This window comes from Halostella litorea (assembly GCF_004785955.1).
In the GTDB taxonomy this organism is placed as follows: Archaea; Halobacteriota; Halobacteria; order Halobacteriales; family Natronoarchaeaceae; genus Halostella; species Halostella litorea.
Genome location: NZ_ML214300.1, coordinates 897,297 through 923,477, shown reverse-complemented (window position 1 = coordinate 923,477; position 26,181 = coordinate 897,297). Strand labels below are relative to the sequence as shown.

Annotated in this window: 25 protein-coding genes, 1 tRNA gene and 1 pseudogene; 8 read left to right on the top strand and 19 right to left on the bottom strand. The window is 68.7% G+C overall.

Going from position 1 to position 26,181, the window contains the following annotated elements:
* Nucleotides 1-27: 27 nt before the first annotated feature.
* Together EYW40_RS04785 and EYW40_RS04780 are read left to right on the top strand one after the other, a co-directional pair.
* A complete protein-coding gene (locus EYW40_RS04785) occupies nt 28-216 on the top strand; it encodes a DUF1450 domain-containing protein (protein WP_135820451.1) in 189 nt (62 codons plus the stop codon).
* Nucleotides 213-1,757: a sulfatase family protein gene (locus EYW40_RS04780; RefSeq protein ID WP_135820450.1), complete on the top strand. Its 1,545-nt coding sequence runs from the start codon at nt 213-215 to the stop codon at nt 1,755-1,757. Before EYW40_RS04785 ends, EYW40_RS04780 begins: the two co-directional genes overlap by 4 nt.
* A gap of 10 nt (nt 1,758-1,767) precedes the next feature.
* Here the strand turns inward: EYW40_RS04780 and EYW40_RS04775 are convergent, their stop codons facing one another.
* Nucleotides 1,768-2,427: a type 1 glutamine amidotransferase gene (locus EYW40_RS04775; RefSeq protein WP_135820449.1), complete on the bottom strand. Its 660-nt coding sequence runs from the start codon at nt 2,425-2,427 to the stop codon at nt 1,768-1,770.
* Nucleotides 2,428-2,553: 126 nt separating this feature from the next.
* Here EYW40_RS04775 and EYW40_RS04770 point away from each other — a divergent pair, with 126 nt between their 5' ends.
* Entirely contained in the window at nt 2,554-3,714 is a 1,161-nt protein-coding gene (locus tag EYW40_RS04770; RefSeq protein ID WP_161973164.1) for a pyridoxal phosphate-dependent aminotransferase, read from the top strand.
* A gap of 664 nt (nt 3,715-4,378) precedes the next feature.
* Complete coding sequence (locus EYW40_RS04765) at nt 4,379-5,521, top strand: outer membrane protein assembly factor BamB family protein (RefSeq protein WP_161973163.1); 1,143 nt, start codon at nt 4,379-4,381, stop codon at nt 5,519-5,521.
* A gap of 66 nt (nt 5,522-5,587) precedes the next feature.
* Here the strand turns inward: EYW40_RS04765 and EYW40_RS20425 are convergent.
* The 8 genes and pseudogenes from EYW40_RS20425 to EYW40_RS04725 all read right to left on the bottom strand — a co-directional run.
* A pseudogene (locus tag EYW40_RS20425) lies at nt 5,588-5,776 on the bottom strand (hypothetical protein); the annotation flags it as partial.
* Nucleotides 5,777-5,779: 3 nt separating this feature from the next.
* The gene (locus tag EYW40_RS20500) at nt 5,780-5,965 is read right to left on the bottom strand and encodes a DUF7563 family protein (protein WP_135820446.1); all 186 of its coding nucleotides are present in this window, start codon (nt 5,963-5,965) and stop codon (nt 5,780-5,782) included.
* A 198-nt stretch (nt 5,966-6,163) separates the two neighbouring features.
* A tRNA-Ala gene (locus EYW40_RS04750) sits at nt 6,164-6,235 on the bottom strand.
* Between the two features lie 24 nt (nt 6,236-6,259).
* The gene (locus EYW40_RS04745) at nt 6,260-6,883 is read right to left on the bottom strand and encodes a rhomboid family intramembrane serine protease (protein ID WP_135820445.1); all 624 of its coding nucleotides are present in this window, start codon (nt 6,881-6,883) and stop codon (nt 6,260-6,262) included.
* Nucleotides 6,884-6,965: 82 nt separating this feature from the next.
* Nucleotides 6,966-7,274 (bottom strand): 30S ribosomal protein S10, encoded by a 309-nt coding sequence (gene rpsJ / locus EYW40_RS04740; RefSeq protein WP_121821740.1) that lies wholly within the window; start codon nt 7,272-7,274, stop codon nt 6,966-6,968.
* A gap of 1 nt (nt 7,275) precedes the next feature.
* Nucleotides 7,276-8,544 carry a translation elongation factor EF-1 subunit alpha gene (tuf, locus tag EYW40_RS04735; RefSeq protein ID WP_135820444.1) on the bottom strand — a complete coding sequence of 423 codons (1,269 nt, stop codon included), beginning with the start codon at nt 8,542-8,544 and terminating at the stop codon, nt 7,276-7,278.
* Between the two features lie 143 nt (nt 8,545-8,687).
* Complete coding sequence (locus tag EYW40_RS04730) at nt 8,688-9,638, bottom strand: homoserine dehydrogenase (RefSeq protein ID WP_135820443.1); 951 nt, start codon at nt 9,636-9,638, stop codon at nt 8,688-8,690.
* Nucleotides 9,635-10,213, bottom strand: a complete 579-nt coding sequence (locus EYW40_RS04725; RefSeq protein ID WP_375137144.1) for an amino acid-binding protein — start codon at nt 10,211-10,213, stop codon at nt 9,635-9,637. The genes EYW40_RS04730 and EYW40_RS04725 overlap by 4 nt, the downstream gene beginning before the upstream one ends.
* A gap of 172 nt (nt 10,214-10,385) precedes the next feature.
* Here EYW40_RS04725 and EYW40_RS04720 point away from each other — a divergent pair, with 172 nt between their 5' ends.
* Entirely contained in the window at nt 10,386-10,604 is a 219-nt protein-coding gene (locus EYW40_RS04720) for a hypothetical protein (protein WP_135820442.1), read from the top strand.
* A gap of 62 nt (nt 10,605-10,666) precedes the next feature.
* Here EYW40_RS04720 and EYW40_RS19525 read toward each other — a convergent pair whose 3' ends face one another.
* Both EYW40_RS19525 and EYW40_RS04710 read right to left on the bottom strand, forming a co-directional pair.
* Nucleotides 10,667-11,134: a CBS domain-containing protein gene (locus EYW40_RS19525; RefSeq protein ID WP_161973162.1), complete on the bottom strand. Its 468-nt coding sequence runs from the start codon at nt 11,132-11,134 to the stop codon at nt 10,667-10,669.
* Between the two features lie 762 nt (nt 11,135-11,896).
* Nucleotides 11,897-14,086: an elongation factor EF-2 gene (locus EYW40_RS04710; protein WP_135820440.1), complete on the bottom strand. Its 2,190-nt coding sequence runs from the start codon at nt 14,084-14,086 to the stop codon at nt 11,897-11,899.
* A 186-nt stretch (nt 14,087-14,272) separates the two neighbouring features.
* Between EYW40_RS04710 and EYW40_RS04705 the strand changes: the two genes are divergently transcribed.
* Nucleotides 14,273-15,352: a saccharopine dehydrogenase family protein gene (locus EYW40_RS04705; RefSeq protein ID WP_135820439.1), complete on the top strand. Its 1,080-nt coding sequence runs from the start codon at nt 14,273-14,275 to the stop codon at nt 15,350-15,352.
* A gap of 43 nt (nt 15,353-15,395) precedes the next feature.
* A complete protein-coding gene (locus EYW40_RS04700) occupies nt 15,396-16,154 on the top strand; it encodes a DUF5781 family protein (RefSeq protein ID WP_135820438.1) in 759 nt (252 codons plus the stop codon).
* 37 nt (nt 16,155-16,191) lie between these two features.
* On the opposite strand, the gene EYW40_RS04695 is transcribed toward EYW40_RS04700, so the two are convergent.
* Nucleotides 16,192-16,596 carry an HIT family protein gene (locus tag EYW40_RS04695; protein ID WP_135820437.1) on the bottom strand — a complete coding sequence of 135 codons (405 nt, stop codon included), beginning with the start codon at nt 16,594-16,596 and terminating at the stop codon, nt 16,192-16,194.
* A gap of 75 nt (nt 16,597-16,671) precedes the next feature.
* Here EYW40_RS04695 and EYW40_RS04690 point away from each other — a divergent pair, with 75 nt between their 5' ends.
* Nucleotides 16,672-17,547 carry a winged helix-turn-helix domain-containing protein gene (locus EYW40_RS04690; RefSeq protein WP_135820436.1) on the top strand — a complete coding sequence of 292 codons (876 nt, stop codon included), beginning with the start codon at nt 16,672-16,674 and terminating at the stop codon, nt 17,545-17,547.
* Between the two features lie 12 nt (nt 17,548-17,559).
* On the opposite strand, the gene EYW40_RS04685 is transcribed toward EYW40_RS04690, so the two are convergent.
* The 7 genes from EYW40_RS04685 to EYW40_RS04655 form a co-directional block, all read right to left on the bottom strand.
* On the bottom strand, nt 17,560-18,912 hold the full coding sequence (locus tag EYW40_RS04685) for a PQQ-dependent sugar dehydrogenase (protein WP_135820435.1): 1,353 nt from the start codon (nt 18,910-18,912) through the stop codon (nt 17,560-17,562).
* A 66-nt stretch (nt 18,913-18,978) separates the two neighbouring features.
* The gene (locus EYW40_RS04680) at nt 18,979-20,184 is read right to left on the bottom strand and encodes an MFS transporter (RefSeq protein ID WP_237560559.1); all 1,206 of its coding nucleotides are present in this window, start codon (nt 20,182-20,184) and stop codon (nt 18,979-18,981) included.
* A 150-nt stretch (nt 20,185-20,334) separates the two neighbouring features.
* A complete protein-coding gene (locus EYW40_RS04675) occupies nt 20,335-20,952 on the bottom strand; it encodes a 30S ribosomal protein S7 (protein ID WP_135820433.1) in 618 nt (205 codons plus the stop codon).
* 2 nt (nt 20,953-20,954) lie between these two features.
* A complete protein-coding gene (locus tag EYW40_RS04670) occupies nt 20,955-21,383 on the bottom strand; it encodes a 30S ribosomal protein S12 (protein ID WP_121821753.1) in 429 nt (142 codons plus the stop codon).
* Between the two features lie 207 nt (nt 21,384-21,590).
* Nucleotides 21,591-22,025 (bottom strand): NusA-like transcription termination signal-binding factor, encoded by a 435-nt coding sequence (locus EYW40_RS04665; protein WP_135820432.1) that lies wholly within the window; start codon nt 22,023-22,025, stop codon nt 21,591-21,593.
* Complete coding sequence (rpoA2, locus tag EYW40_RS04660) at nt 22,025-23,227, bottom strand: DNA-directed RNA polymerase subunit A'' (RefSeq protein WP_135820431.1); 1,203 nt, start codon at nt 23,225-23,227, stop codon at nt 22,025-22,027. The genes EYW40_RS04665 and rpoA2 overlap by 1 nt, the downstream gene beginning before the upstream one ends.
* A complete protein-coding gene (locus tag EYW40_RS04655) occupies nt 23,220-26,180 on the bottom strand; it encodes a DNA-directed RNA polymerase subunit A' (protein ID WP_135820430.1) in 2,961 nt (986 codons plus the stop codon). The genes rpoA2 and EYW40_RS04655 overlap by 8 nt, the downstream gene beginning before the upstream one ends.
* Nucleotide 26,181 lies beyond the last annotated feature (1 nt).

The following is a 26,181-nucleotide window of genomic DNA, read 5'->3' as shown; positions in this document are numbered from 1 at the left end:
TGCGCCGGGGCGTGAACCGTTGCCACCGTGATCGAGTACTGTCTCACCAACGTCGACGGGGCGGCGCGTGACCGGCTCGCAGCCCGGGACGATACCCGCGAGGCGGCCTGTCTCGACCGCTGTGGCCGGTGCTACGCGGGGCCGTTCCTCGTCGTCGACGGGCGCGTCGTGACCGGCGAGTCCCACGCGGCGGTCCTCGACCGGGTCGACCGATGAACGTCCTCCTGCTCTCCATCGACAGCCTGCGCCGCGACTTCCTCACCGCCTACCGCGACGCGCCGCGCTGTCTCGACCGGCCGGTCGAGACGGACAACCTGGACCGCTTCGCCGAGCGGGCGGCGACGTTCGACGCGCACTACGCCGGCAGCCTCCCGTGCATGCCGGCCCGCCGGGAGTGGCTGACCGGGACGCGGGAGTTCCTCTGGCGGCCGTGGGGGCCGACCGAGCCGTTCGACGAGACGGTCCCGGAACTCGCCCGGCGGGAGGGCGTCCTGACCCACCTCGTCACCGACCACTACCACTACTTCCAGCACGGGAGCCACGGCTACTACGAGGACTTCAACGGCTTCGACTTCCTGCGGGGCCACGAGTACGACGCCTGGCGCACCGCGCCGCGGGACCCGGACGACCGGCTCCTCGCCCAGTCGCTCGACCCCGAGACCGACGACCCGCGCGGCGTTGGCTACGTCAACCGGGCCGCCTACCCCCGGAACGCCGCGGCGCTGGGGCTCGACGACCCCGACGCCGACGAGGCCGACTTCTTCGGGCCGCGCGTCCTCTCGCGGGCCGCCGAGTGGCTCCGCGGGACCGACCGGGACGACTGGTTCCTCTACGTCGACAGCTTCGACGTCCACGAGCCGTTCCACTGCCCCGAGCCGTACGCGTCGATGTACACCGACGAGGATCCGACCGACCCGGACCTCCCGTTCTGGCCCTACTACGGGCCGGTCGACGAGGGGCAAAGCGAACTGACCGACCGCGAACTCGACTTCGTCCGCGCGCAGTTCGCCGGGAAGGTGACGATGGTCGACCGCTGGTTCGGCCGCGTGCTCGACGCGCTGGACGACGGCGACCTGTGGGACGACACGATGGTCGTCGTCACCAGCGACCACGGCTTCTTCCTCGGCGAGCACGGCTGGGTCGGGAAGAACGAGCCCCCCTGCTACGACGTGCTGGCCCGGACGCCGCTGTTCGTCCGCCACCCCGACGGCGAGCGCAACGGCGAGCGCGTCGACGCGCTCACCTCCGCCGTGGACCTGTACCCGACCGTGCTGGACGCCCTCGACGCCGACGTGCCCGAGGGGACCCACGGCCGGAGCCTCGCCCCGCTGCTCGCCGGCGAGGCCGACGGCGTCCGCGACAGCGCGCTGTACGGCTACTGGGGGTCGTCGGTCTGCGTCACCGACGGCCGGTACGCCTACCTCCACCCCTGCGACCCGTCGGTCGACGCCGACTGCTTCTCGGCGGGGATGATGAACGCCCGCGGGTTCCCGCTGCCGCGCGAGCCGAAGGTCGACGCCGAGGCCGGCAAGTTCCTGCCGTACGCGGAGTCTCCGGTGTGGCGCTACGCCGCGCCGTCGTTCCGGCAGCACGCGGAGCCGCTGCTGTTCGACACCCGCGAGGACCCCGAGCAGACCGAGAACCTGGCCGACTGCGGCGACCCGGCCGCGGCCGAGCGCATGCGCGGCCTGCTCGTCGACGCGCTGGACGACCTCGGCGCGCCCGACGGCCAGTACGAGCGCCTCGGGCTGAACTGAGGGCCGCCGGTCAGGCGTCCGCCCCCGCCTCGGCCGCGAGCCGGCGGAAGTTCTCGAAGACGCGCCCCGTCGTCGCGTCGGCGAACGACAGGTCGGTCCGCTCCCAGTCGAAGTCGTCGGCGAGGCGCTCGCGGTGTTCGGCCCCGAACTCCGGGTGGAACTGGACGGTCCACAGCGGCGCGGTCCGGTGGCGCGTCCCGAACGTCCGGGCGTGGGGTGCCGACGCGACGACCTCCATCCCCTCCCCCGGCTCGGTGACCACGTCGCCGTGGACGGCCGGGACGACCGGCGCGACGCCGTCGAACAGTGGGTCGTCGGTCAGGTCCGCCTCGACGAGGCGGGCCGTCGTGCCGACCGCCTCGACGGTGCCGCCGAGCGCCGCGTTGACGACCTGGTGGCCGAAACAGACCCCCAGCGTCGGCACCGAGCGGTCCACGAGGTCGCGGACCAGCGCCGCCTGGTCGTCGATCCACGGCCGGTCGTCGGCCTCGTACACGCCCGCGGTGCTGCCGGTGAGGACGACGCCGTCCGCGTCTGCCGGGTCGAACCGCTCGCCGCGCGCGAAGTCGATCTCCGCCGCGTCCGGGAAGTGCGACGCGAGCGCGTCGCAGTGGTACTCGCAGTCGGCGTCGACCTCGTTGCGAACGACGTACAGCGTCGGCGTCTCCATGCCCGGTGATACGCCTCGCGGGGCGAAAACCTGCCGGTGCGGTCGGCTCCTGACGGGATGGAGTTGATAAATATTGTTAGAAATCGGAAAAGAACTTTGTATCCGCGTACTGGCCACTGTCAACGTATGACAACTGACCGATTACAGGACGTCCCCGGGTTCGACATCGACGACGTCGCCGACGCCGCCGGTGACGACCCGGAGGTCCTGCGCCTCGAGAACCTCGACGTGAACCTGATGGCGGAACTCCTGCCCGAGGAGGTGAAAGCCGCCACCCGGGACGCCGTCGGTACGTTCGACGCCAACAGCTACCTCCCGTTCATCGGCAAGGAGGACCTCCGCGCGGCCGTGGCCGAGCAGACCAACGAGCGCTCGGGCCACGACTACGACGCCGAGAACGTCGTCATCACCTGTAGCACGGGCGAGAGCGTGCTCGACTCGCTGCTCGCGATGATCGACCCCGGGGACGAGGTCGTCCTCACCGACCCCATCTACGCCGGCATGATAAACCGGACGCGCCTTGCCGGCGGGGAGCCGTCGTTCGTCCCCTACGAGAACGCCGGCGACGAGTGGCGGCTCGACGTCGACGCGCTCCGCGAGACAGTCACCGACGACACCGAGGTCCTCCTGCTGGTCAACCCGTCGATGCCGTCCGGGGCCGTGTTGAACCGCGACGAGTGGGAGACCATCAGCGAGGTCTGCCAGCAACACGACGTCTGGCTGCTCTACAACGCCATCTGGGAGTCCGTCCTGTTCGACGACCTCCCGCTGATCCACCCGTCCTCCATCCCGGGGATGGCCGAGCGGACGGTGATCGCCGGCTCCGTCACGAAGTCCTACGGCATGATCGGCTGGCGCGTCGGCTGGGTCGTCGGCCCCGAGGAGTTCATGGACGACGCCGCCCGAACGCACATCTACAACACGACGACGCCGGGCGGGATCGGGCAGGCCGGGGCGCTGGCGGCCCTCGAGTCCGACTTCGAACCGTCCGAGTACGTCCCCGAACTCCAGCGGCGGCGCGACACCGTGACCGAACAGCTCCGGGACGTCGGCGTCACCACGATCCCCTCGAAGGGCGGCTGGATGCAGTTGATGAACGTCGAGGAACTGGGCTACGACTCCGCGACCGCGTCGGACCTCCTCTTGGAGGAGAGCAAGGTCGCCGCGACGCCGATGCGCCACTGGGGCGACGAGAACAGCGACCAGTACGTCCGGATCGTGTTCAGCAACGAACCCGTCGAACGGCTGGAGGAACTCGGGGAGCGCGTCGAAACCGCGCTCCTGTAAAGCTGCCCGCACGGTGCGCTTCCACCTTCCAGCGCCTGCGCGCCGTCATCGTTTTTTCTATACTAAACGAAAGTCGCCAACCATAGATGTCGATGAATTCAATCCATTGGTATTTCAGGAAATCACCTCCATCTTAGATAGTCCCACCCAGACAGGAACTGGAGTAAGTGCCCAGACTGGGCGAAAAGGCTGGATTTTAAGAACACATTCTAGTGAGTGTGGATGCGGTCATCCACGTACGCGTTGGAGTTGAAGGCTGTCGCTCATGTTGGTATAGAAGAAAGAATTTATTGGACTCTATTTATTCAGTCATTTTCGCATGGGATACCATGGATCTCGGAGGGAGTTTTTGCTGGCCAGTAGTGCCGGGATCGGATTGCTAGCCGGATGTCAGAGTACAGATTCATCAGGCTCCGAGAGCCCCGAATCGGATTCAGAAGAATCGATGGTGAATACATCAGAATCCGGGGACTCCGAATCGGATTCAGAAGAATCGAAATTGGGGACATCTGAATGGCCCAGTCGACACGGATCGTCAGCAAACGCGGGGCTCAGTTTATCCGGTGGACCGACTGCTGACGCAACTCATAGCTTCACCGCCTCACTTCGAGATGGAATTATTTTACCCCAGAACCCCCTAGCACCGCTAATCGGGGACAATGCGATGTATGAGGTCTCGGGGAATGCGTCCCCATATGAAAGTGACCCCCCGAAATTCAAACTGTATGCATATTCGCTCTCCCGCGAAGATGGGAGCGAGCGCTGGCGGCGTACTATCGTTGAACAAGAGGGTGGGGTCCGATCCGATGCGACCCGGTCGCCGACTAGGTGTCTCGGTCCGAACAATCTATATGTAGTTTGGGGCAGTAGCAGTGAGGACAGCGAAAAACTCCACTTCGCATCGCTGTCGCGGGAAAACGGAGAGATAGGTTGGCAAACAGACTTTCCTGGAGTAGCACATGGTGGATATTATCCAGTGGTCCATGATGGTGTATTGTACGTCTTTACCGAAGGACAGGTACTCGCGGTTTCAACGTCTGATGGGAGTGAAAAATGGAGCCGAGAGATCTCTCCCAACCAGCTGATTCCATCTGTCGGGAACAACGCGATTGCAGTGTATAATTCCGGGGTCGCTGGGTCTGACGGAAATAAGCAACTGACCGTTCTGAATACGGAGGACGGGTCGGTAAAGTGGACGGAAGAAATAGCTCATTCGATATCTCCGATACCGACGATAGTTGACGATACTGTGTATATTTCCCAGAGGAGTTCCCGCGAGGACACCGCCGAAGCTCTGGGCATACCGGACCGGAAGATATACGCTCTATCGATCGAGGATGGGAGTGAACAGTGGACACACGCGTATGAGACAGACGCTATCGATGACGCTATTGGTGCTGGCGGTACATCGTTTGTGACGGTCGACCGCGACCACGTCTATTACGGACTTGGGTTTTTGACTCCGGAGGACATGACAATTTCACAGGAAGACACCGAGAGGTGGCGAGAACAGCTCTATACTGGACATAACCTCGTTGCATTAGATCGGAGCGATGGCTCCGTAGTATGGCGATCCCAGATTGGAACGTACGCTCGTGTGTTTACCCCCATGATCGTCGATAATGACCATCTCTACGCTCACGTCAGGCCATCACAAGAGCGTGAAAACTCTGAAGTCGCGGTAATCGATCGCGAAAACGGGGATGTCAAAGGCTCCTTCGGACCTGTGGAATCTCATTCCGATATCGCTGTTGCTGATGGGACACTCTACACGTTCAGCGCAGATGGGATTGTGGCTTGGAGCTAGGTCTGGTTGCGATCCCGCGTCCTTGTGATCTATCGTCCTTTTCCGATAGATCAGAACTACAATCACCTACTGCCGGAGAATTTTGGATCCTGCGACCAAGTGATCCAGAACTCCACATGGTAACGGATCTTTTTCAACGGCCACCTCGGCCGAGACATCGAATTCGACGGCGCGGGTTGACAGACTCTCGGCGATCTCTCGACGTTGCTCGAGCGTGAGGTCTTCGCGCTGGAGAACCTGCCGAGCAGCGGCGACCAGTTAACCGACGTCGCGTCCGGCAGCGGAACCCGCGTGAAGGCGTGCCCAGCAGTCACACTCGGGGCAGCGGTGCGCGCGGTCGTCTTGGTCTCCGTGGACACGCCGGAAGCGTTTGGATGCGCGTGCGCCGCAGTTGAGGCAGTTCTTCGACGGCGCTCTCGCGGCGGCGTGAGCGTCGTGGCTCACGTTGACCACCTCGTTTTCTTCGCATCTTCAGGAGTGGATCCTTCGACTGAGGCCGGGACGGCGTCGGGGTGGAAGCCGGCTCCTACAGGACTCACTCCGGAGAGGTGTTTCTGTTTCCTTGACTGGTGTTGTAAGATTCCGCGCCAGTACCCTGTAGAGGGGACTAAGCGGGGAACTCGAAATGTAAGAAATCCGGTATGGACTCGCCGGGATTTGAACCCGGGGCCTCTTCCTTGCGAAGGAAGCGATCTGCCACTGATCTACGAGCCCGCATCAACACGTAGCCCGGCGTGGTTATTTGTAGGTTGTGTTTTCCCGACGGCGGCGGGTGCCCCGGCTGACGTCGAGGACGCCGAGCCGCCCGGCGACCAGCCCGACGAGGAAGCCGGTGAAGTGGGCGACGAGCGCGACGCCGGGCGAGCCGGTGGCGACGGTGACGACCGCCGCGAGGCCGGCGAACGACGCCAGCTGCGCGCCGGGACCGAGGTCGAGCCGGGCGAGGAGGCCGCTCGCGATCCGGTTGCCCGTGAGCACGTAGCCGAGCATGGCGAAGACGGCCCCGCTGGCACCGAGCACGGGGACGGGTTCGGCGACCAGGCTCTTGGTCGCGACCTGAACGACGCCGGCGGTCGCGCCGGTGCTGATGAAAAACAGGTGGAAGCGAAACGGGGTGGTCGTGCGTTCAAGCGGGAGGCCGACGAACGCGAGGGCGACGCTGTTTGCCAACAGATGCGAGAGGTCGCTGTGAGCGTAAACGCTGGTGACGACGGTCCACGGCCGGACGTCGAGCGGCGGGGCGAGCGCGAACACGTCCACGGCGGGCGGGGCGAGCAGCGCGAGCAGCCGCTGTGCGAGGAAGACGACGGCGAAGACGAGCAGGGTGTCGACCGTCGGGCTCTTCGCGAGGAACTTCCGCATACCGGAGGGAACGACGCGGCGACACAAAACGGTACGCGACGCTGTCGCCGGGGAAAGCGCCGGTGAGAAGACGCCGACCGACTCAGTCCTCGAGGACGATCTCGATGCTGACGTCGTTCGGCACCTGGATGCGCATGAGCTGGCGCAGCGCGCGCTCGTCCGCGTCCAGATCGATCAGGCGCTTGTGGACGCGCATCTCCCAGTGCTCCCACGTCGCGGTCCCCTCGCCGTCCGGGGACTTGCGGGTCGGGATCTCCAGCGTCTTCGTCGGGAGCGGGATCGGACCGGACATCGAGACGCCGGTCTTGTTTGCGATCTCCCGGACGTCGGCGGTGATGTCGTCCAGGTCCTCGGGGTTGGTGCCCGCGAGGCGGACGCGTGCCTGCTGCATCTTAGCTCTCGTTGACGCTCAGCACTTTGCCGGCCGCGATGGTCTGACCCATGTCGCGGATGGCAAAGGAGCCGAGTTCCGGGATCTCCTGGGACGACTCGATGCTGAGCGGCTTCTGCGGGCGCACCGTGACGATGGCGGCGTCGCCGCTCTGGATGAAGTCGGGGTTCTCCTCGGCGACCTCGCCGGAGGACGGGTCCATCTTCTTGTCGATAGACTCGATCGTACAGGCGACCTGTGCGGTGTGGGCGTGGAACACCGGGGTGTAGCCCGCGGTGATCACGCTCGGGTGCTGCATGACGATGACCTGCGCCTGGAACGTCTCGGCGACCGACGGCGGGTCGTCGGCGGGGCCACAGACGTCGCCGCGGCGGATGTCGTCCTTGCCGATGCCGCGGACGTTGAACCCGACGTTGTCGCCGGGGCCGGCCTGGGGCACCTCCTCGTGGTGCATCTCGATGGTCTTGACCTCGCCGCCCTCGTCGCTGGGCTGGAACGAGACGTTGTCGCCCGTGTTGAGCATCCCCGTCTCGACGCGGCCGACCGGCACCGTACCGATGCCGTCGATGGTGTAGACGTCCTGGATCGGGAGGCGGAGCGGCGCGTCCGTCGGCGGCTCCGGCTCCTCGAGACCGTTGAGGGCCTCCAGCAGGATCTCGCCGTCGTACCAGTCCGTGTTCTCGCTCTCCTCGGCGATGTTGTCGCCCTCGAAGGCGGAGATCGGGATGAAGCTGGCGTCCTCGGTGTTGAACTGGACCTGCTTGAGGAGGTCCTCGACCTCGGAGACGACCTGCTTGTACTCGTCCTCGCCGTAGTCGACGAGGTCCATCTTGTTGACGCCGACGATCAGTTCGTTGATGCCGAGCGTGCGGGCCAGGAACACGTGCTCCTGGGTCTGGGGGGCGACGCCGTCGTCGGCGGCGACGACGAGGACGGCGTTGTCGGCCTGGGACGCGCCCGTGATCATGTTCTTCACGAAGTCACGGTGGCCCGGACAGTCGACGATGGTGAAGTAGTACTCGTCGGTGTCGAACTCCTGGTGGGCGATGTCGATGGTGACGCCGCGCTCGCGCTCCTCGGCGAGGTTGTCCATGACGTAGGCGAACTCGAAGCCGCCCTTGCCCTTCTGCTCCGCTTCTTCCTTGTGCTGCTCGATGACGTGCTCGGGAACGCTCCCCGTCTCGTAGAGGAGTCGCCCTACGAGTGTGCTCTTGCCGTGGTCGACGTGGCCGATGATGGCCAGGTTCTGGTGCGGTTTGTCTTCGCTCATTGGTATCTCACGCGCAGAGGCGCTATATCGGACTCTTTCGGCGGAAGCGGTTAAAACCATTTCGATACCGTACGCCCCCCACACCGACGCCGTCCGGCGGTTTGGTTACCTGTCACACGGATCTGCGGGGGTCGGCCGGGGGGTCAGCGCCCGAGGCGGCCGACGTCGGCCAGCACCGCGGTCGCCGTCTCCGGGCCGCCGGCACCGCGCCCGCTGACGTTCAGCCTGCCGGCGTGTTCGGTCTCCAGCTGGACGATGTTGCGCGTGCCCGTCACCGCGAGCGTGCCGTTCTCGGGGACGAGCCGCGGCCCGACGCGGACGCCGTCGGCCGCGGCCTCGCCGATGAGCCGCACCGTGCGGCCGTCCTCGGCGGCGAGTTCGAGCGCGCTCCCGGGCACGTCCGTGATCCCCTCGACCGCGGCGTCGTCCAGCGAGTACACGACGTCGTCGTCCGAGAGGACGTTCGCGAGGATGACGCATTTCAGCGCCGCGTCCGTGCCGTTCACGTCGAAGGAGGGGTCGGCCTCCGCGACGCCCAGGTCCTGGGCCTCCGCGAGCACGTGCTCGTAGTCCAGCCCCTCCGCGGCCATCCGGGAGAGGACGAAGTTGGCCGTCCCGTTCAACACGCCGCGGGCGGCGGTGACCTTCGACGGCCCGAAGTCGGCGATAGTCGACAGGACGGGGATCGCGCCGCCGACGGTCGCCTCGAACAGGGCGTCGCCCGCGCTCTCGCGTTCGAGCGCGCGCAGGTCGCCGTAGCGCTCGGCGACCGGCCCCTTGTTCGCCAGCACGACGTGGCGGTCCCGCTCCAGGGCCGCCCGGACGTGGCCGAAGCCGGGCTGTGCGTCGCCGAGCGTCGTCGGGGTCGCCTCGACGAGCGCGTCGTACTCCGCGGCGAGCGCGTCGTCGGGGTCGCCGTCGCCGACGACGCCCTCCCGTTCCTTGCGGGCCACCACCGCATCGGCGTCGATCCCGTCGGGGTCGACCGCCGCGCTCCCGGAGTCGGCGACCGCGGTCACGGTGTGGCCGTACTCGCCCGCGAGTTCGACGACCGAGCGGCCGACCGCACCTGCCCCCAGCACCGCGAGCTTCACGCCGCCTCACCCCCGCCGGTGAGCGGCTCGATGACCCGCAGGTCCTTGTCCTCGGCGACCGACCGCATCGCCGCCAGCACGTCGTCGACGCGGCCGGACTCGACGGCCAGCCGGAGCCGCGCGGCCGACGCGTCGGCGGTCCCCTCGGGCGACGACAGCGAGATGTCCGCGACCGACGCGCCCGAGCACTCCTCGATCCGGTTCAGCGTGTCCGAGAGGTCGGTGTCGATGAGGTGGCCGACGAGCAGGACGGTCATCTCCTCGCTGTACCGCTCCGCGCCGGCCTGGATGACGTTGACGCCGGCGTCCCGCAGCGCCGCGACGATGACGTCGAACCGGTCGGGCGTGCACTCGAGGTCGACCTCGACGGGGATGTGCCCCCGCGGCGTGAGGTTCCCCCGCTCATGGAAGATCGAGAGCAGGTTGCCGCCGTTGTCCGCGATCGGCTGGAGCGTCCGGAGCAGTTCGCCGGGCTCGTCGACCAGCTCCAGCCGGACGGTGTACGAGCGGACGCCGGCGACGGCGTCGTCGCCCTGCCGCCCCCCGTCGACGCCGGGTTCGGTGTCATCCGCCACGGGACCCACCCCGTACGACGTACATGTTCATGTGCCCTCTCTCTGTCCCGCCGGCTAAAGAGTTCACCCATTCGCAATTCTCTCCGCCGTCCGGCGGCCGCTCGTACACGCGCCGGCCTCGGCGCTCGCCGGGAGCCGAAGCGTCTACTCCCTCCCGCTCCAACGCCCGCGTATGTCAGCACTCAGGCAGCTGCTCGACGTGCTGGTCGCCGGCCTGATCGCCGGCAGTTCGACGTTCGTCGTCAGCGCCGTCGCGCCGGGCTACGCGATCACCATCGGCACCGTCCTCGCGAGCATGTACTACTTCTCCCGGTACCCGTGGGGGATCGAGGGTGGCGGGCGGTACAACGAGCGGATCGACGCGTTCTACGACCGGGTCCTGCCCGGCTGAGCGGTCGGGTGCCCGGCTCGGCTGCCGTCAGGCCGGTCCCGCCCGTGTTGCCGCGTGCCCGCTCAGTACCGCGGCGACTGCGATTCGATCACGTCGACGGCCGAGGACAGTTCGTCGGCGAGGACGACCAGCACGTCGTCCAGCGAGAGGATCCCCGACAGCCGCCCGTCGTCGTCGACGACCGGCACCCGGCGGATGTCGTGTTCCCGCAGCGTCCCGACGGCGTCGGACAGGTCGACGTCCGCGCCGACGGTGACGGGGCTCTCTTCCATCACCGACTCGACGGCGCGCTCGGTCAGGTCCGGCGTCTCCTCCAGGGCGAGCGCGATGTGCCGGTCCGTGATGATCCCGACCGGGCGGTCGTCCTCGGTGACGACGACCGTCCCGACGTCCCGCTCGGCCAGCATGGCGACCACCGTCGCGACGGGCGTGTCGGGGTCCGCGGTGACGACGTCGTCCGTCGACAGCCGCTCGGCCTCGACCGGCTCGATCGGAATCCGCCGTGCCGGCCCGCCCGGCTGCTGGGACATTCCGGTCGGCCGCCCGGCCGCCGCGGACTGGGGCGCGCCGGCCCGTGGCTCCGCGACCGGCGGTCCCGCCTCCGCGTGTCCGGACTGTCGCGTCCCGGATTGGCCGCCCGCTGCCTGTCGGGTCGGCTGTGGGCCGGCCGCACCGGCTGGAGGTGCCTCACGACCGCCGTCGGGCGGTCCCTGCCCGCGACGGTCGCGGCCGCCGTCGTAGCTCTCCCCGCCGGCTCTCCCCCTGCCGGCGCTTCGGTTCCCTCCGGGATTACGCGGCTCCCTCGCCCCTTGGCGGGGACCGGCCGGCCCCTGGGGCTCCTGGAACCCCCGTCCGCCCGCGCCGCCGCCGGACCCCGGCGGCCGTGACTCGGGCTGTCGTTGCGGCGGTGCGGACGCCTCGGGGTGCCCGCTCCGGGGGCGTCCGCCGTGCTGGTCGGTCGGCCCCTGGCCGCCGCTCGGGGGCTGCTGGCCCGGTTGCTCCGCCCTCCCGCCGCGGTGCCGTGTCGAGCCCGGGTCCTCCCGGAACTCGGGTCGGTTCGGGTCGCCTCGTCGGTCGGGTTCGCCCGTCGGTCGTCGGTCCGGCGTGTTGTTGTCTCTCATGAATATCACCGCTGACCCCGGCGTGGGCAGCGTCGGTGAGTGAGACGACGGGTCGGCGAATAAACCCCGCCGACCGTTTCGGTACGCCCCGCTCGAAACGGGCGGTAAGGCCGGATTAGCGCGCGGTAAGCGCGGCTGACCGGCGGGAAAACGGGAGAACGGTACCGCGGGTTAGATGTAGTCGACCGCTTCGGACAGCTCCAGCTTCATCCCCTTGCGCTCGCGGATCTCCATGATCTGGTCGCGCTGGAGGTTGTCGGCCATGACCTGGAACCCGGCGTTCTCGGTGTTCCAGGACGCGCGGCCCTCGGTGGCCGAGCGGATGTCGCTGGAGAAGCCGATCATCTCCTCGACGGGCGCGACGCCCTCGACGACCATCAGGTCGCCCTCCTGGTACATGTCGTCGACGCGGCCGCGGCGACCCTGGATCTCGCCGGAGGCCGAGCCCATGTACTCGTTGGGGACGTCGATGCGGACGTCCTGAATCGGTTCGAGCAGGCGGACCTCCGCGCGGATGAGCGCGCGGTGGACGGCCTCGCGGACGGCCGGGATGACCTGCGCCGGACCGCGGTGGATGGTGTCCTCGTGGAGCCGGGCGTCGTGGAGGCGGATGAGCGAGCCCTGAACCGGCTCGTTGGCCAGCGGGCCGTCGTCCAGCGCCTCCTCCAGCCCCTCGATGACGAGCTCCATCGTCTCGTTGAGGTGCTGGATACCCTTCGTGTCGTCGATGAGGATGTTCGTCCCGTGGATGTGCTCGACGTTCTGGGACGTGTCCTTGTCCATGCCGGCCTCCTGCAGGGCCTCGCGGCGCTCCTGCTCGGGCATGTTCATCGACACGTCGCCGAGCTGGATCTTCTCGACGATATCCTCGTTGAGCGGCTGCAGCGAGATGTAGAAGCGGTTGTGGCGGTTCGGCGAGATGCCCTCGACCTCCTCGGTCGCCTGCTGGGGGGCCTCGCGGAACACGACGATCGGCTCACCGGTGTTGACCGGGATGCCCTGGTTGCGCTCGATGCGCTGGGTCTGGACTTCGAGGTGGAGTTCGCCCTGTCCGCTGATGAGGTGCTCGCCCGTGTCCTCGTTGATCTCGATCTGGATCGTCGGGTCCTCCTTGGACACCTGGCGGAGCGTCTCGATGAGCTTCGGCAGGTCGTCCATGTTCTTGGCCTCGATGGACTTCGTGATGACCGGCTCCGAGATGTGCTCGATGGACTCGAACGGCGTCATCTCGACGCTGGACACCGTCGAGCCGGCGATGGCGTCCTTCAGGCCGGTGACGGCGGCGATGTTGCCGGCGGGGACGCGGTCGACCTCCTCGCGCTCGCCGCCCATGTAGATGCCGACGCTCTGGATCCGGTTCTTGCCGGCGGTGCCGGAGACGTACAGCTCCTGGCCCTTCTCCAGCGTGCCGGAGAAGACGCGGCCCGCGGCGATCTCCCCCGCGTGGGGGTCGACGCCGATGTCGGTGACCATCAGGACGACCTCGCCCTCCTCGTCGACCAGCCGCATCGTGTCGGCCAGCTCGGAGTCGGCGTCGCCGCGCCAGATGCGCGGGATACGACGGGGCTGGGCGTCGACGGGGTTCGGGAAGTGCTCACAGACCATGTCGAGCACGACGTCGGACAGCGGCGTCCGCTCGTGGAGCTCCTGGCGCTTGTCCGAGCGCTCCAGGTCCATGATGTCGCCGAAGTCCATCCCGGTGCGCTGCATCGACGGGAAGGAGACGCCCCACTTGTACAGGGCGGAGCCGAACCCGACCGTGCCGCCCTCGACGGAGACGGTCCAGTCCTCGTCGATGTCGTCCATCTCCTCGGTCATGCCGCGGATGAGGTCGTTGACCTCGCGGATGACCGCCAGCAGGCGCTCCTGCATCTCCTCGGGGCCCTCCTGGAGCTCCGAGATGAGGCGGTCGACCTTGTTGATGAACAGGGTCGGCTTGACGCCCTCGCGCAGCGCCTGGCGCAGCACCGTCTCCGTCTGGGGCATCGCGCCCTCGACGGCGTCGACCACCACGAGCGCGCCGTCGACGGCGCGCATCGCGCGGGTCACGTCGCCGCCGAAGTCGACGTGGCCCGGCGTGTCGATGAGGTTGATGAGGTAGTCGTCGTCCTCGTACTCGTGGGTCATCGACACGTTGGCGGCGTCGATGGTGATGCCGCGCTCCTGCTCGTCCTCCTCGGTGTCCATGGCGAGCTGTTCCCCGGCCGTCTCGTCGGAGATCATGCCCGCGCCGGCGAGCAGGTTGTCCGTCAGTGTCGTCTTGCCGTGGTCGACGTGTGCGGCGATGGCGATGTTCCGGATCTGCTCCGGCTCGTCCATCAGCCGTTCACACTGTTCGACGATCTTCTTGCGTCGGCCCATTACGTTCCCATATCGCCAGCGGGGTGAAAAGGGTAGTGTTTCGTTCGCGGGGTGTGGCAGGCCGAAACACGGGGTCAGCGCGGGGATTTGACGGGTTCCTGACTGGCTCAGCCGACGCTTCGGCGCGCGGGCGACGCGCCCCGCCTGCGAGCCACAGTTTTGAACGCGCCCGTCGTAGGTGGCTCCATGGCCGGGGAACTGCTCGTCTACGGGTCGTACGGCTACACGGGGGAACTGATAACCGACGCGGCGACGGAGCGCGGGCTGGACCCGACGGTCGCCGGCAGGGACGCCGCGGCGGTGGAGCAACAGGCGACGGAGTTGGGCCTCGCCCACCGGGTGTTCGGGCTGGACTACCCCGGCGTCGTCTGCGACGCGGTCGCCGACGCCGACGCCGTCCTCAACTGCGCCGGCCCGTTCGCCGCGACGACGGAGCCCCTCGTGCGAGCGTGTCTGGCGACGGGCACCGACTACCTCGACCTGACCGGCGAACTCGACGTCATCGAGTGGGTCGCCGAGCGCGACCGCGAGGCCGAGCGCGCGGGCGTCTCGCTGCTCCCCGGCGTCGGGTTCGACGTGGCGGCGACCGACTGCCTCGCGGCGTATCTGGAGTCGCAACTGCGCTCGGCCACGCGGCTCACGCTTGCCATCGACGGGTTCGGGTCGGCCTCGCCGGGGACGATGAAGTCGATGATCCGCGGGCTGCCCCGGGGCGGGGCGGTCCGGCGTAACGGGGTCGTCACCGACGTGCCGCCGGCGTGGCGGACCCGCGAGTTCGACTTCGGCGACGGGCCGGCACTCGCGGCAACCGTCCCCTGGGGCGACGTCTCCTCGGCGTACTACACGACCGGCATCCCGAATATCGATGTGTACGCCGCGATGCCGCGGGCCGCCGTGCGGGCGCTGCGCTGGAGCGCGCCGCTCCTGCCGCTTTTCGCGGCCGGCCCGGTCCAGTCCGCGCTGACCGCCGTGGTCGACGCCGCCGTCTCCGGCCCCACGGATCGGGAGCGCGCGAAAGGCACCGTCCGCATCCACGGTGAGGTGGCCGACGACGCCGGGAACCGCGTGGCAGCGCGCCTGGCGACGCCCGACCCGTACGACCTGACGACCGAGACGGCCGTCGCGGCCGCCGAGCGGACGCTGTCGGGCGACGCGCCCGACGGCTTCGGGACGCCGGCCTCCGCTTTCGGCGCCGACTTCGTGCTCGACGTCGACGGCGTCCGGCGGCTGGTCACCGACGCCGAGCGCGCGCCGGCGGCCCGATAGCGGGGCAAGAGTCATATCGCTCCGCACCCTGGTACGCGTAGACATGGACGTTCGCGTGCAGGGTCCGGGTCCCGCCGCGCCGTTTCTCGGCGCGCGGGACCTGTTCGAGACGGAGTACGACCTCGCCCGGCCGGTGCGCGTCCGCGTCCGCGAGGACCCGGACGAGCGGACCTGGACCGGCCACCACGACGACCACCACACCCTGAACATCTCCCGGCAGGCGGCGACGAGCGCGATGGCCCGCGAACTCGCGCTCCACGAGTACGCCCACATGCGCCGCCACGAGGCGGGCCACCCCTCCCACACCCAGTCGACGGAGGAGGCGCTGTACCTCGCGCTGGCGGGTAAGTCCGTCGAGCGCCGCCGCCTCACGCACTGCTACCAGATCGCCAACCACATGAAGGACATCTACGCCGACGACATCACGCTCTCCGTCGGCCCGCCGGACAAACTCGTCGCCTTCCTCGAATCGAGCCTGGCCCGCGCGCTCGCCGATGCGCCCGGGCGGCCGCCCGGCGGCGTGTCGCTCCCGGCCGACCCCGCGGCCGACCCTGAGATCACGGCGGTCAACGCCGCGTTCGCGCTTGCGATGGTCGAGCGCCACGACCTGGTCGGGTCGGACCACCGCCTGTACGACCTGGCCGCGGCCGCCGCCGAGGACGCGCCCGGCGTCGACCTCGACCGGTTCCGCCGCCGCTTCCGGTCGCTCGCCGACGACCCCGACACGAGCGAGTACCGGAAGGCGCTCGTCGACGCGACCCGCGACTACGCGGCCGGCGGCGGGTCGGCGGCCGCGGACTGAGCCCCCCGTCGGACCGCGTGGCGCGGCCGGCCGGCGCTCACAGTTCGGCGCGCACCTGCGACGTGAGCCGATCCGCGGCGTCGGCCCCCAGCGGCGTCCGGTCCAGCGCGATGTGGACCGTATCGTCGGCCTCCCGCGGGAGGAGGTGGACGTGGGCGTGCTCGACGTTGCCGACCAGCGGCCCGGAGGTGTGGAACGTGCTGAACCCCTCGGGGTCGAGCACCGTCTCCAGGGCGCGTGCAACCCGCTGGACCGTCCGCCATACCCCGACCGAGCCGTCGCCGACGAGCAGTTCCTCCCGGTGTCGCTTCGGCACCACCAGCGTGTGGCCCCGCACCGCCGGGTTGCGGTCGAGAAACGCGGCCGTCCGGTCGTCCCCGTACAGCAGGTCCACGTCCGACTCCCCGTGGACGACGCGACAGAACTCGCAGTCCCCGTTCATGTCGGCACCGACGGGACGAACCGTGAAAACGCTCCTCCCGAAAGCGATAGGTCGGCCCGCGAACAAGCGGTCGCCATGACGGACGACGCTGAAGACGACGGCGTGGTCGAGCACGTGTCGGCCGACGACGCCTTCGGCCTGCTCGGCGACGACACCCGCCTCGGCGTGCTCCGGGCGCTCTCCGACGCGGACGGCCGACTCGGCTTCGCCGACCTCCGCGCGGCGGTCGGCGTCGCCGACAGCGGGCAGTTCAACTACCACCTCGACCGGCTGGTCGGGCAGTTCGTCGCCAGGGACGAGGACGGCTACCGGCTGACCCCGGCTGGGCGACGGGTCGTCGGGACGGTCCTGGCGGGCCAGTACACGAAGGCGGTCGAGAGCGACCCCGTCCCGGTCGACGCCGACTGCACCCACTGTGGCGGCCCGCTCGCCGCCGACTTCGAGGGGTGGCACGCCCGGGTCGCCTGCGACGACTGCGACCGGAACGTGATCCGGCTCGAAGTGCCGCCCGGCGCGTTCGAGGAGTACCCCCGCGAGGAGTGGCCCCGCGTGGCGGAGCGCTGGACCCGCAACGAGTTCCGGTCGGTCGTCGACGGCTTCTGTCCCAACTGTCACGGGCCGATCACGAGCACGCTGCGCCGCGACCCGGAGGACGTCCTCGACGTCTACCCCTTCGGCGTGCACTACGCCTGTGACCGCTGCGACACGAGCATGTTCGCCAACGTGGAGGCCCACGTCCTGTTCCGCCCGGCGGTCGTCGCGTTCCACCACGAGCGGGGTATCGACGTGACCGAGACGGCGCTCTGGGACCTCGACTGGGCGGTCACGCCCCGCGCGGAGGCCGTCTCGACGGACCCGCTCCGCGTCGAGGTGCCGGTGGCGGTCGACGGCGACGAACTGCGGGTCACCGTCGACGCCGACGCCGCCGTCGTGGCCGAGCGCCGCGGGTGACCCGCGGCCGCCTCACTCGCCGCCGGGCGTGAAGCGGACGAGCACGTCGTCCTGCTCGGTCGGGAACCCCTCCCGCGACCGGCCGTCGCGGTTGCAGGTGATCGCGTACAGCTCGCCGTTCGGCCCCTGTTCGACGTGGCGGATGCGGCCGAGTTCGTTCTCGAACGTCCGGTGGGAGGTGGCGGTGTACGCGTCGTCGAAGTAGCCGGCGTCGAAGCGCGTGCCGTCCTCCGCGGGCGGGAGCTCCCCGCCCTCCGGCGTGAGCGTGACGACGTGGATGCGCTGGCCGGTCAGCGTCCCGATTATCATGCGGTTGGACCACTCCGGCACCGCGTCGCCCGTGTAGAACACCGACCCGCTGGGCGCGATCGAACGGGGGGTGTTCATCAGCGGCGGGTGGACGTCCTCGTTCGCCTCGTACTTCTCGCGTGTGCGCACGTCCGGCCAGCCGTAGTCGTCGCCGGCCACGAGGTGGTTCACCTCGTCGTGGGCCGACGGGCCGTGCTCGTCGATCACGGTGGTCGCGTCCGGGAGGAACGTGATGCCCTGCGGGTTGCGGTGGCCGTACGTGTACACCCGGGGGTCGCCGACGTCCGGGTTGTCCGGCGCGGGGTCGCCCTCGGGCGTCAGGCGGAGGATCTTCCCGGCGAGCGTCTCGGGGTCGCCGGCCAGCGACTTCTGTCCCGCGTCGCCCGCGCCGACCCAGAGGTAGTTCGCCGGGCCGAACGTGATCCGGCCGCCGTTGTGGATGTTGTCGGCCGGGATGCCGTCGACGAGCGTCCCGGCGTGCCGGCTCGGGTCGTCCGCGCTCACGTCGAAGTAGGCGACCTTGTTGTACCGCTCGTCGCCGTCCTGGTAGGTGTAGTAGGCGTAGACGACCGGCGGGTCCGGATACTCGGGGTGGGCGGCGACGCCGAGGGTACCGCCCTCGCCGCCCTCGATCCACCAGGTCTGTTCCTCCTCGCCCGGCTCGACCGATCCGGCGTCGATGGCGTCGACCGGTTCGGTGACGTTCTGTACCTCGCCGTCGGCGAAGGACTTGATCCGCCCGACGCGCTCGGTGATGAACACCTCCCCGTTGCCGGTGAAAGAGAGGTCCCACGGGATCTCGAGGTTCTCGACGAGCACCTCCGAGCCCACGCCGGTCAGCGGGGAGGTCGAGGGCGACTCCCACTCGGGGTCGTACCGGTCCCACGACTCGGCGTCGTGGTCGACCGACAGGTCGTACTCCGGCGGCTCCGGCTCCGCCGTCGTCTCGGTCCGGTTCGTCGTGTTCGTGGTGGAGGAGTCCGACGAGCTACATCCGGCCAGGCCGACCGCTCCGGCGACGGCGACGAAACGGCGACGGGACCAGCGTCTGTCCATGTCGAACCGGTGGGCGAGCGGCGTTAAATACTTTCCAGCCTCGAACCGCCGCCCCCGGCCCTTCCGTCACGACCCCTCGGCGACGCCGCCCGGCGACCCCGCCACGACGGGCGAGGCGAAGCGCCCGAGCAGCGCCGCCGCGACGAGGAAGGTCCCGCCGAACCCGGCGACTGCGGTCAGCGGCCCGGCGGCGTCCGCGACGACCCCGCCGGCCAGTATCAGCGGCACCCGGAGGACGGCGTACGCCATCGACGCGGCCGACAGCACCGTCGCCCGGCCCGCGCCCGCGACGCGGTCGTTGAGGTAGCCGCTCGCCATCGGCCGGAGCAGGGCGTCGGCGGCCCGCATGGCGAAAAACGCCGGGAGCGCGACCGCCGACAGCGACGCCGGGACGACGAGCGCGGCGGCGACGGCGACCGGCACGAAAAGCACCGCGCGGCGGACGCCCAGCGCGTCCTCGACCGTCCCCGCGTGGTAGCTCGCGACGCCGGCGACGCCGGTAAAGCCCGCGTACAGCACGCCGAGCGTCGCCTCCTCCGGGACCCCGAGGGCGGCGACGTGAGCCTCCAGCACGGCGACGGTCACCGGCTGGACGTACGTGTTCGACGCCGAGACGACGCCGAAGAAGAGGCCGACGTAGAGGAGGAACGTGCGCAGCGCCGGCCGGGTCAGCGCCCGCCGGACCACGCCGGCCGCCTCCGCGGCGGTGAGTCGGTCGCCCGCCCCGTCGGCGTACCCCTCGTTTCGCGGCATCGACAGCAACACCGGGATCCCGAGGGCGTTCACCGCCGCGGCCGCGACGAACGGGGCCGTCGGGTCGGCGGCGTACAGCAGCCCACCGGCGATCATCGTGACGACGCTCGCGCCGCGCCTGACCGACTGCCCCCGTCCGCGGACCCGCGTGAACGCGCCGGACTCGCCGCGCGCCGCCAGCGTGTCGTACAGCCACGCGCTGTCGCTGCCCGAGGCGAACGTCAGCCCGACCGCCCACAGCGCGTATAGGAGGACGAACGCGGGGAACGACCGCGCCCACACGAACCCGACCAGCGACGACACCAGCAGGGCCGCGCTCGCGACCAGGCTGTTCCGGCGGCCGACCCGATCGCCCACGTATCCGGTCGGGATCTCGCCGACCGTCACAAGCACCGCGACGACCGCCGACAGCGTCGCTATCTCGCTGTAGGACAGCCCCCGGGCGAGCATGAACAGCGTGAAGATCGGGGTGATAAAGCCCGCCGACGACAGCGCCTGGTAGGCGTAGTACCTTCGCACCGGCGGGGCGGCGTCACGCCACACGACTGGTCACGGCCGGGACCTCTCCCGGACGGGGAAAAAGCGTTCCCTGAACGCCGTTTTGGTAACGTACCAAACAGTTCGGGCGGCGCTCGGTGGGGCGAGAAAACGGAAGAGAGACTGCGGGCGTTACCGCGCTGCGGCGGCGACGCGCTCCTTCTCCTCTTTCTGGTTGATGGCGTACGTCTGGACGTCGTAGTTGGCCGCGCCGAGCAGCTGGTCGGCCAGCGCTTCCTCGACGTCGGTCGGCGTCTTGAACGACGCGCCGTAGACGCCCTCAGCGAGGAACTTCAGCGCCTGGTCGACGCGGCGCTGGGGCGCGACGTCGACGGCCTTCGGGACGGAGATCCCGCCGTACTTCAGGCGGACGGTCTCCTCCCGGGGCGCGGCGTTCTCGACGGCGGTGACGAGCACCTGCACGGGGTTCTCGTCGGTCCGCTCGTGGATGATCTCGAACGCGTCGCGGACGATGTTGAGCGTCTGCTGTTTCTTGCCCGTGTTCTCGTCGGTCTGCATCAGGCGGTTGATGAGCCGCTCGACGATCGAGATCTCGGACTTCTGGAACTGCTTGGACGCGTGGCGGCCCATCGTGTGGGCGACCGGCGTCACCGTGATGTACCGCTCGGTGGAGGGGTCGGCGTACTCGATGCCGGTGACCTCCCAGCGGCCGAACAGTTTCGCGCCGACTGTCTCCTCGTCCGTGCCCGCCGGTTCCTCCGGCTCGGGCTGGTCCTCTTCTGCCGCCATGGTTATCGCACCGGCTTCTCCGCGTTCCCGCGCACCAGTTCGATGAGCGAGACGCCGTTTACTTTCTCGACCTTGTAGTTCACGCCACCGATGTCGCCCATCGCGCGACCCTTCGCGCCGCCGATGCCGGCGATGGTGACCTCGTCGTGCTCGTCGATGAACGAGATCGCGCCGTCACCGGGACAGAACGCGGTGACCTGCTTCCCGTTCTTGATGAGCTGGACCCGGACACACTTCCGGATCGCGGAGTTGGGCTGTTTCGCCTCGATGCCGATCTTCTCCAGGACGATGCCGCGGCCCTGCGGCGCGCCCTCGAGGGGGTCGGACTTCTCCTCGAGCCCGCGCTCGCGTCGGGCGTACTCCGAGTCGGACCACCGGCGCTTCTGGCGGTCCCGCTTGAGCTTTCGCCCGGCGTACTTGCCGTTTGCCATAGTACCAGCCCGTAGCTGACGGAGCCACTTAAGCGTCCCCTTTCGTCGCGCCCGTTACGCGCTGAGGGAGCGCGAACGGGGTCGATTACGGGATCTGAGGGCGTTTCGGGGATCCACTAAGCCGTTCTGCGAGCGTTTCGGGAGGAAAGCGTCGGTTAGGCGTCGTCTGAGGGCGACCCGCTGTTGCCCCTCGGGCGGGCACGCCCGCTACGCCAGTTGGATGTCGTCGATGTCGTAGTGGCGCTTCGCCAGCGTCCGCGCCACCGCGATGTTCTCGCCGTCCGCGCCGATCGCCGCGCCGGTGTCCTCCTCGGCGACCTCGGCGTAGGCGACCGTCTCGTCGTCCTCGCTCACCGTCACGTTGTAGACGGCGGCGGGCGACAGCGCGTTGGCGACGAACGCCTCGGCGGTGTCGGCGTCCTCGACCAGCTTCACGTCCCTGCCGACCGCCTCCTCGACGCGCCGGACGTGCTGGCCGCCCGGGCCGATCGCCTCGGCCATCTCGCCGGCCGTCACGAGGATGACGACGCGGTCGTCGCCGTCGCGCTCCTGGACGACGCAGTCCCGCGCCGTCGCCCCCGTCTCCGTCTCGAAGGCGGCGATGTACTGGCGGGCGGCGTCGGTCAGGGTGCGGGTCGGCATCAGTCGGCCTGTTCGGACTGGCGGCTGAACGAGCCCATCTTCAGGTCCACGTCGCCGGTGCCGAGCTTGATCGGCTTGCCGACGATGACGTTCTCGGTGACGCCGTTGAGGTCGTCGACCTCGCCGTGGATCGCCGCGTCGAGCAGGTGGTTGACCGTCACCTCGAACGCGGCCCGGGCCAGCACGGAGTCCTTCGAGCCGGAGATGCCGTGGCGGCCGATGGACTCGATGGTCCCCTCGTTGGTCATGATGTCGGCGACCAGCATCAGGTGCCGGATGTTCACGTCGTCCAGGCCCTGCTCCTCCAGCGTATCCATCGTCTCCTCGATGATCGCCTCGCGGGCGGCCTCGACGCCGAGGTTGCGGTAGATCTCGTGGATGTTGTTGCAGGTGGTCCGGGAGGCGTCGACGCCCTCGATGGAGAGCACGTCGCCGAACGCCGACCCCTCGGTGTAGAGGATGAACTCCTCGCCCTCGTCGGTCTCCTCCTTGCGGATGACGACGCGGGACACCTCCTCTATCCCCTTGAACGTGATGTCACGCAGCTCCTCGACGAGCTGGAGCAGGTCGCGGTAGCTGGGCTCCTCGGGGCCGAACTCGACGTTCGTCCCCTGCTGGATCGTGTCGACCCCCAGCGAGTCCTCGATGATGCCGGCGATCTCCGTGGCGATCTCCTCGGTGCTGTCGACCCGGGGCCACCGCTCCTGGAGCGTGTCCTCGTTGAGGTCGATCTGGACGCGCATGTCCGCGACGTTCGTCGAGATGTCGCCCAGCGCGAGGATCTTCGTCGCCTCGATCTCCCAGACGACCTCGTGAGCGCGCTCGCGGTCGGCCGCGAACTCGTCCTCCAGATACACCGTCATCATCGGCGTGTCCGGCGTCTTCCGGGCGTCCACCAGCTCGATGAGCCGCGGCAGGCCCTGTGTCACGTCGATCTCCGCGACGCCCGCGTAGTGGAACGTGTTCATCGTCATCTGCGTCCCGGGCTCCCCGATGGACTGCGCGGAGACGGTGCCGACGGGGTCGAGCGGGTCGACGCGCGTGTCGAGGTAGCGGGTCTCGACCGCCTTCGCGATCTGGTCGGCCTGCTCGACGGTGACGCCGTCGCGCTCCTCGACCGTGCTGTACACCTGCTCTTTCAGCCGCTTCGGGAGGTCCGTGTCCTCCACGACGGCCTCGATGTCGTCGGTTATCTCAGTCATCGTTCACCTGGGGTTCCGCGGGGGCGGTCGGCTCGCTGCGCGGCGGGACCTCGTCGGAGCGCCGCGAGTCGGCGTGCTCCGAGAGGTTCGTCGACGGGCGCTTCTCGCCGAGGAACTCCTGGAGCGCGTCGTCGGTGTCGAACTCGGCCTCGATGACGCGGTCGGCGATCTTGTCGACGTCGATCTCGTTCTCGTCGCCGGAGGACACCTTCACCGGGCTGGTGCCGTCCTCGCCGAACTCGAACTGGACGATCGTGTCGCTGGTGTCCCGGACGGTGCCGTCGTACTGCGTCTCCAGTTCCGAGAGCGCGTTGATGAGCCGGCGCTGGAGGTAACCGGACTTCGACGTCCGGACCGCCGTGTCGACCAGCCCCTCGCGGCCGCCCATCGCGTGGAAGAAGAACTCCCGCGGGGTCAGGCCGTTCGTGTAGGAGTTCTGCACGAAGCCGTGGGCGTCGGCCGACAGGTCGTCGGGCTTGTAGTGGCTGAGGGTGCGGTCCTCGTAGCCGCGGTTGATGCGCTCGCCCCGGACCGCCTGCTGGCCGACGCAGCCGGCCATCTGGGTGAGGTTCAGCAGCGACCCGCGGGCCCCGGACTCGGCCATCACGACCGCCGGGTTGTCGTCGTCGAAGTGCTCCTCGGCGATGTCGCCCGCGTTGTCGCGGGCGCGGCCGAGCGTCTGCATGATCTTCATCTCCAGCGTCTCGTCGACGGTGCGGCCCGGCAGCGACTCGAGGTCGCCGTTCTCGTAGGTCTCGATCAGCTCCTCGACGCGGTCGTTCGCGTCGGCGATGGTCTCGTTGATGCGCTCCTCGGCGGCCTGGGGCACCGTCTCGTCGTCGATGCCTATCGAGAAGCCGAAGTGCATGATCGAGCGCATCGCCAGCGACGCGACCTCGTTGATGAACTGGCGGGCGCGGGTCTTGCCGTACACCTTCGCGATGGTGTCGACGACCTCGCCGCCGAACGCGCCGACGCCGCCCTCGTCGATGGTCCCCTCGGTGAGCGCGCCGTCCTGGATGACGACCGTGTCGCCGGTCTCGCTGGTGAACTCCAGGTTCAGGTCGTCGGGGAGCAGCTCCGAGAAGATATCCCGACCCGTCCAGTACGGCGTGCCGTCGTCCTCGGTGCCGGACGGCTCGGGCAGTTCGTCGATGCGGGTCGCACGCAGCAGGTCGAGCGCCTGCGTCTCGTTGAAGTGCGGGTTGGTGTGTGTCAGCAGGTGCGTCCCGGAGATGTGGTCCTGAATCGCCCCGATGATGTTCTCGCCGAACCGCGGCGAGAGGATCTGCTCCTGTACGCGCATCAGGACGCGGGCCTCCGCACGGGCCTCCTCGTTCTGGAGGGCGTGCATGTTCATCTCGTCGCCGTCGAAGTCGGCGTTGTACGGCGGGCAGACGGTCGTGTTCAGCCGGAACGTCTTGTACGGCATCACGACCACCTCGTGGGCCATGATCGACATCCGGTGGAGCGACGGCTGGCGGTTGAAGATGATGATGTCGCCGTCGATCATGTGGCGGTTCACCTCCCAGCCGGCCTCGACCTTCTCGGCCAGTTCCTCGCAGTTCTTCTCGGTCACCTTCAGGCGGCGGCCGTCGGGCCGGCGCACGTAGTTCGCGCCGGGGTGGCTCTCCGGCCCGTTGGCGACGTAGCGCCGGGCGTCGGCGAGGTTGCGCTCGTTGACGTTCATCGTCTGGGTCATCTCCGTCGCGACGCGGTCGGGGACGCCGACCTCGTTCAGCGACAGCGTCGGGTCGGGGGAGATGACGGTCCGGGCCGAGAAGTTCACGCGCTTCCCGGACAGCGAGCCGCGGAAGCGGCCCTCCTTGCCCTTGAGGCGCTGGGACAGCGTCTTCAGCGGGCGGCCCGACCGGTGGCGGGCGGGCGGCGTGCCGCTGATCTCGTTGTCCATGAACGTCGTGACGTGGTACTGCAGCAGCTCCCAGAGGTCCTCGATGATGAGCTGGGGCGCGCCGGCCTCGCGGTTCTCCATGAACCGCTGGTTGATGCGGATGATGTCGACCAGCTTGTGGGTGAGGTCGTCCTCGCTGCGCTGGCCGTTGTCCAGCGTGATCGAGGGACGGGCCGTCACCGGCGGCACCGGCAGCACGGTCAGGATCATCCACTCGGGGCGCGAGCGCTCGGGGTTGATGCCAAGCACCTCGATGTCCTCGTCCGGAATCGCCTCGAACCAGTCCCGGATGTCGCTGGGCATCAGCTTGTTCATGTCCTCCTCGGTGAGGTCGAGGTCGAGGGCCTTCTCGATGGCCTTGCGGTCCTCCTTGCGCGGGCGGAACTCGCCCGAGAGGATCTCGCTGACGCGCGAGCGGTCGATGCCGGTCTCAGCGGCGAGGTCGCCGGGGTTCTTCGGCACGTCCTCGGCGTCCTCGTCCTGCATCGCGGCGGCGATCTTCTGTGGGTACTCGCTGGAGAGGACCTGCTGGACCTCGTAGTACGTGGTCGGCTTCTCGTGGTTGATGTCGAACTGGACCTCGCCGCAGTGGGGACAGCGGTCCTTCTTGCGGGCCTGGCGGATCGCCGCCTTGGTCACGTCGTTGACGTCGTTGCCCAGGTCGATGGTGGTCTGGAGCTGGTCGCGGAACTCCGCCTTCTCGTCCTCGGTGAGCGCGAGCCGCGAGCACTCCCGACAGGTGCCCCGCAGCAGCCGCCGGATGAGCTTCGTGAAGCCCACGTGGATGACCGGGGCGGCCAGTTCGATGTGGCCGAAGTGGCCGTTACAGGAGCCGGAGTGCTGGCCGCAGGTCTTGCACTCCAGCCCGGGGTCTATCACGCCGAGGCGCGGGTCCATCAGCCCCATGTCGATGGGGAACCCGTCGTCGTCGTAGGTGTCGGCGGTGATGATCTTCGTGGCGCTCATGTCGCGGTACTCCTCGGGGTCCATCAGCCCGAAGCTGATTTCGCCGATCTCCTTGGGTGAGTGGTTTCGGACCATC

Excerpts from the sequence above, each read along its gene's own strand:
- EYW40_RS04675 (WP_135820433.1), bottom strand. The coding sequence starts at position 20,952 with ATGGCGGCAGAAGAGGACCAGCCCGAGCCGGAGGAACCGGCGGGCACG.
- EYW40_RS04685 (WP_135820435.1), bottom strand. The coding sequence starts at position 18,912 with ATGGACAGACGCTGGTCCCGTCGCCGTTTCGTCGCCGTCGCCGGAGCG.
- EYW40_RS04775 (WP_135820449.1), bottom strand. The coding sequence starts at position 2,427 with ATGGAGACGCCGACGCTGTACGTCGTTCGCAACGAGGTCGACGCCGAC.
- EYW40_RS04710 (WP_135820440.1), bottom strand. The coding sequence starts at position 14,086 with ATGGGCCGACGCAAGAAGATCGTCGAACAGTGTGAACGGCTGATGGAC.
- EYW40_RS19525 (WP_161973162.1), bottom strand. The coding sequence starts at position 11,134 with ATGTCCCAGCAGCCGGGCGGGCCGGCACGGCGGATTCCGATCGAGCCG.
- EYW40_RS04705 (WP_135820439.1), top strand. The coding sequence starts at position 14,273 with ATGGCCGGGGAACTGCTCGTCTACGGGTCGTACGGCTACACGGGGGAA.
- EYW40_RS04695 (WP_135820437.1), bottom strand. The coding sequence starts at position 16,596 with ATGAACGGGGACTGCGAGTTCTGTCGCGTCGTCCACGGGGAGTCGGAC.
- EYW40_RS04670 (WP_121821753.1), bottom strand. The coding sequence starts at position 21,383 with ATGGCAAACGGCAAGTACGCCGGGCGAAAGCTCAAGCGGGACCGCCAG.
- rpsJ (WP_121821740.1), bottom strand. The coding sequence starts at position 7,274 with ATGCAGCAGGCACGCGTCCGCCTCGCGGGCACCAACCCCGAGGACCTG.
- EYW40_RS04770 (WP_161973164.1), top strand. The coding sequence starts at position 2,554 with ATGACAACTGACCGATTACAGGACGTCCCCGGGTTCGACATCGACGAC.
- EYW40_RS04765 (WP_161973163.1), top strand. The coding sequence starts at position 4,379 with ATGTATGAGGTCTCGGGGAATGCGTCCCCATATGAAAGTGACCCCCCG.
- rpoA2 (WP_135820431.1), bottom strand. The coding sequence starts at position 23,227 with ATGACTGAGATAACCGACGACATCGAGGCCGTCGTGGAGGACACGGAC.
- EYW40_RS04780 (WP_135820450.1), top strand. The coding sequence starts at position 213 with ATGAACGTCCTCCTGCTCTCCATCGACAGCCTGCGCCGCGACTTCCTC.
- EYW40_RS04655 (WP_135820430.1), bottom strand. The coding sequence starts at position 26,180 with ATGGTCCGAAACCACTCACCCAAGGAGATCGGCGAAATCAGCTTCGGG.
- EYW40_RS04665 (WP_135820432.1), bottom strand. The coding sequence starts at position 22,025 with ATGCCGACCCGCACCCTGACCGACGCCGCCCGCCAGTACATCGCCGCC.
- EYW40_RS04720 (WP_135820442.1), top strand. The coding sequence starts at position 10,386 with ATGTCAGCACTCAGGCAGCTGCTCGACGTGCTGGTCGCCGGCCTGATC.
- EYW40_RS04690 (WP_135820436.1), top strand. The coding sequence starts at position 16,672 with ATGACGGACGACGCTGAAGACGACGGCGTGGTCGAGCACGTGTCGGCC.
- EYW40_RS04745 (WP_135820445.1), bottom strand. The coding sequence starts at position 6,883 with ATGCGGAAGTTCCTCGCGAAGAGCCCGACGGTCGACACCCTGCTCGTC.
- tuf (WP_135820444.1), bottom strand. The coding sequence starts at position 8,544 with ATGAGCGAAGACAAACCGCACCAGAACCTGGCCATCATCGGCCACGTC.
- EYW40_RS04700 (WP_135820438.1), top strand. The coding sequence starts at position 15,396 with ATGGACGTTCGCGTGCAGGGTCCGGGTCCCGCCGCGCCGTTTCTCGGC.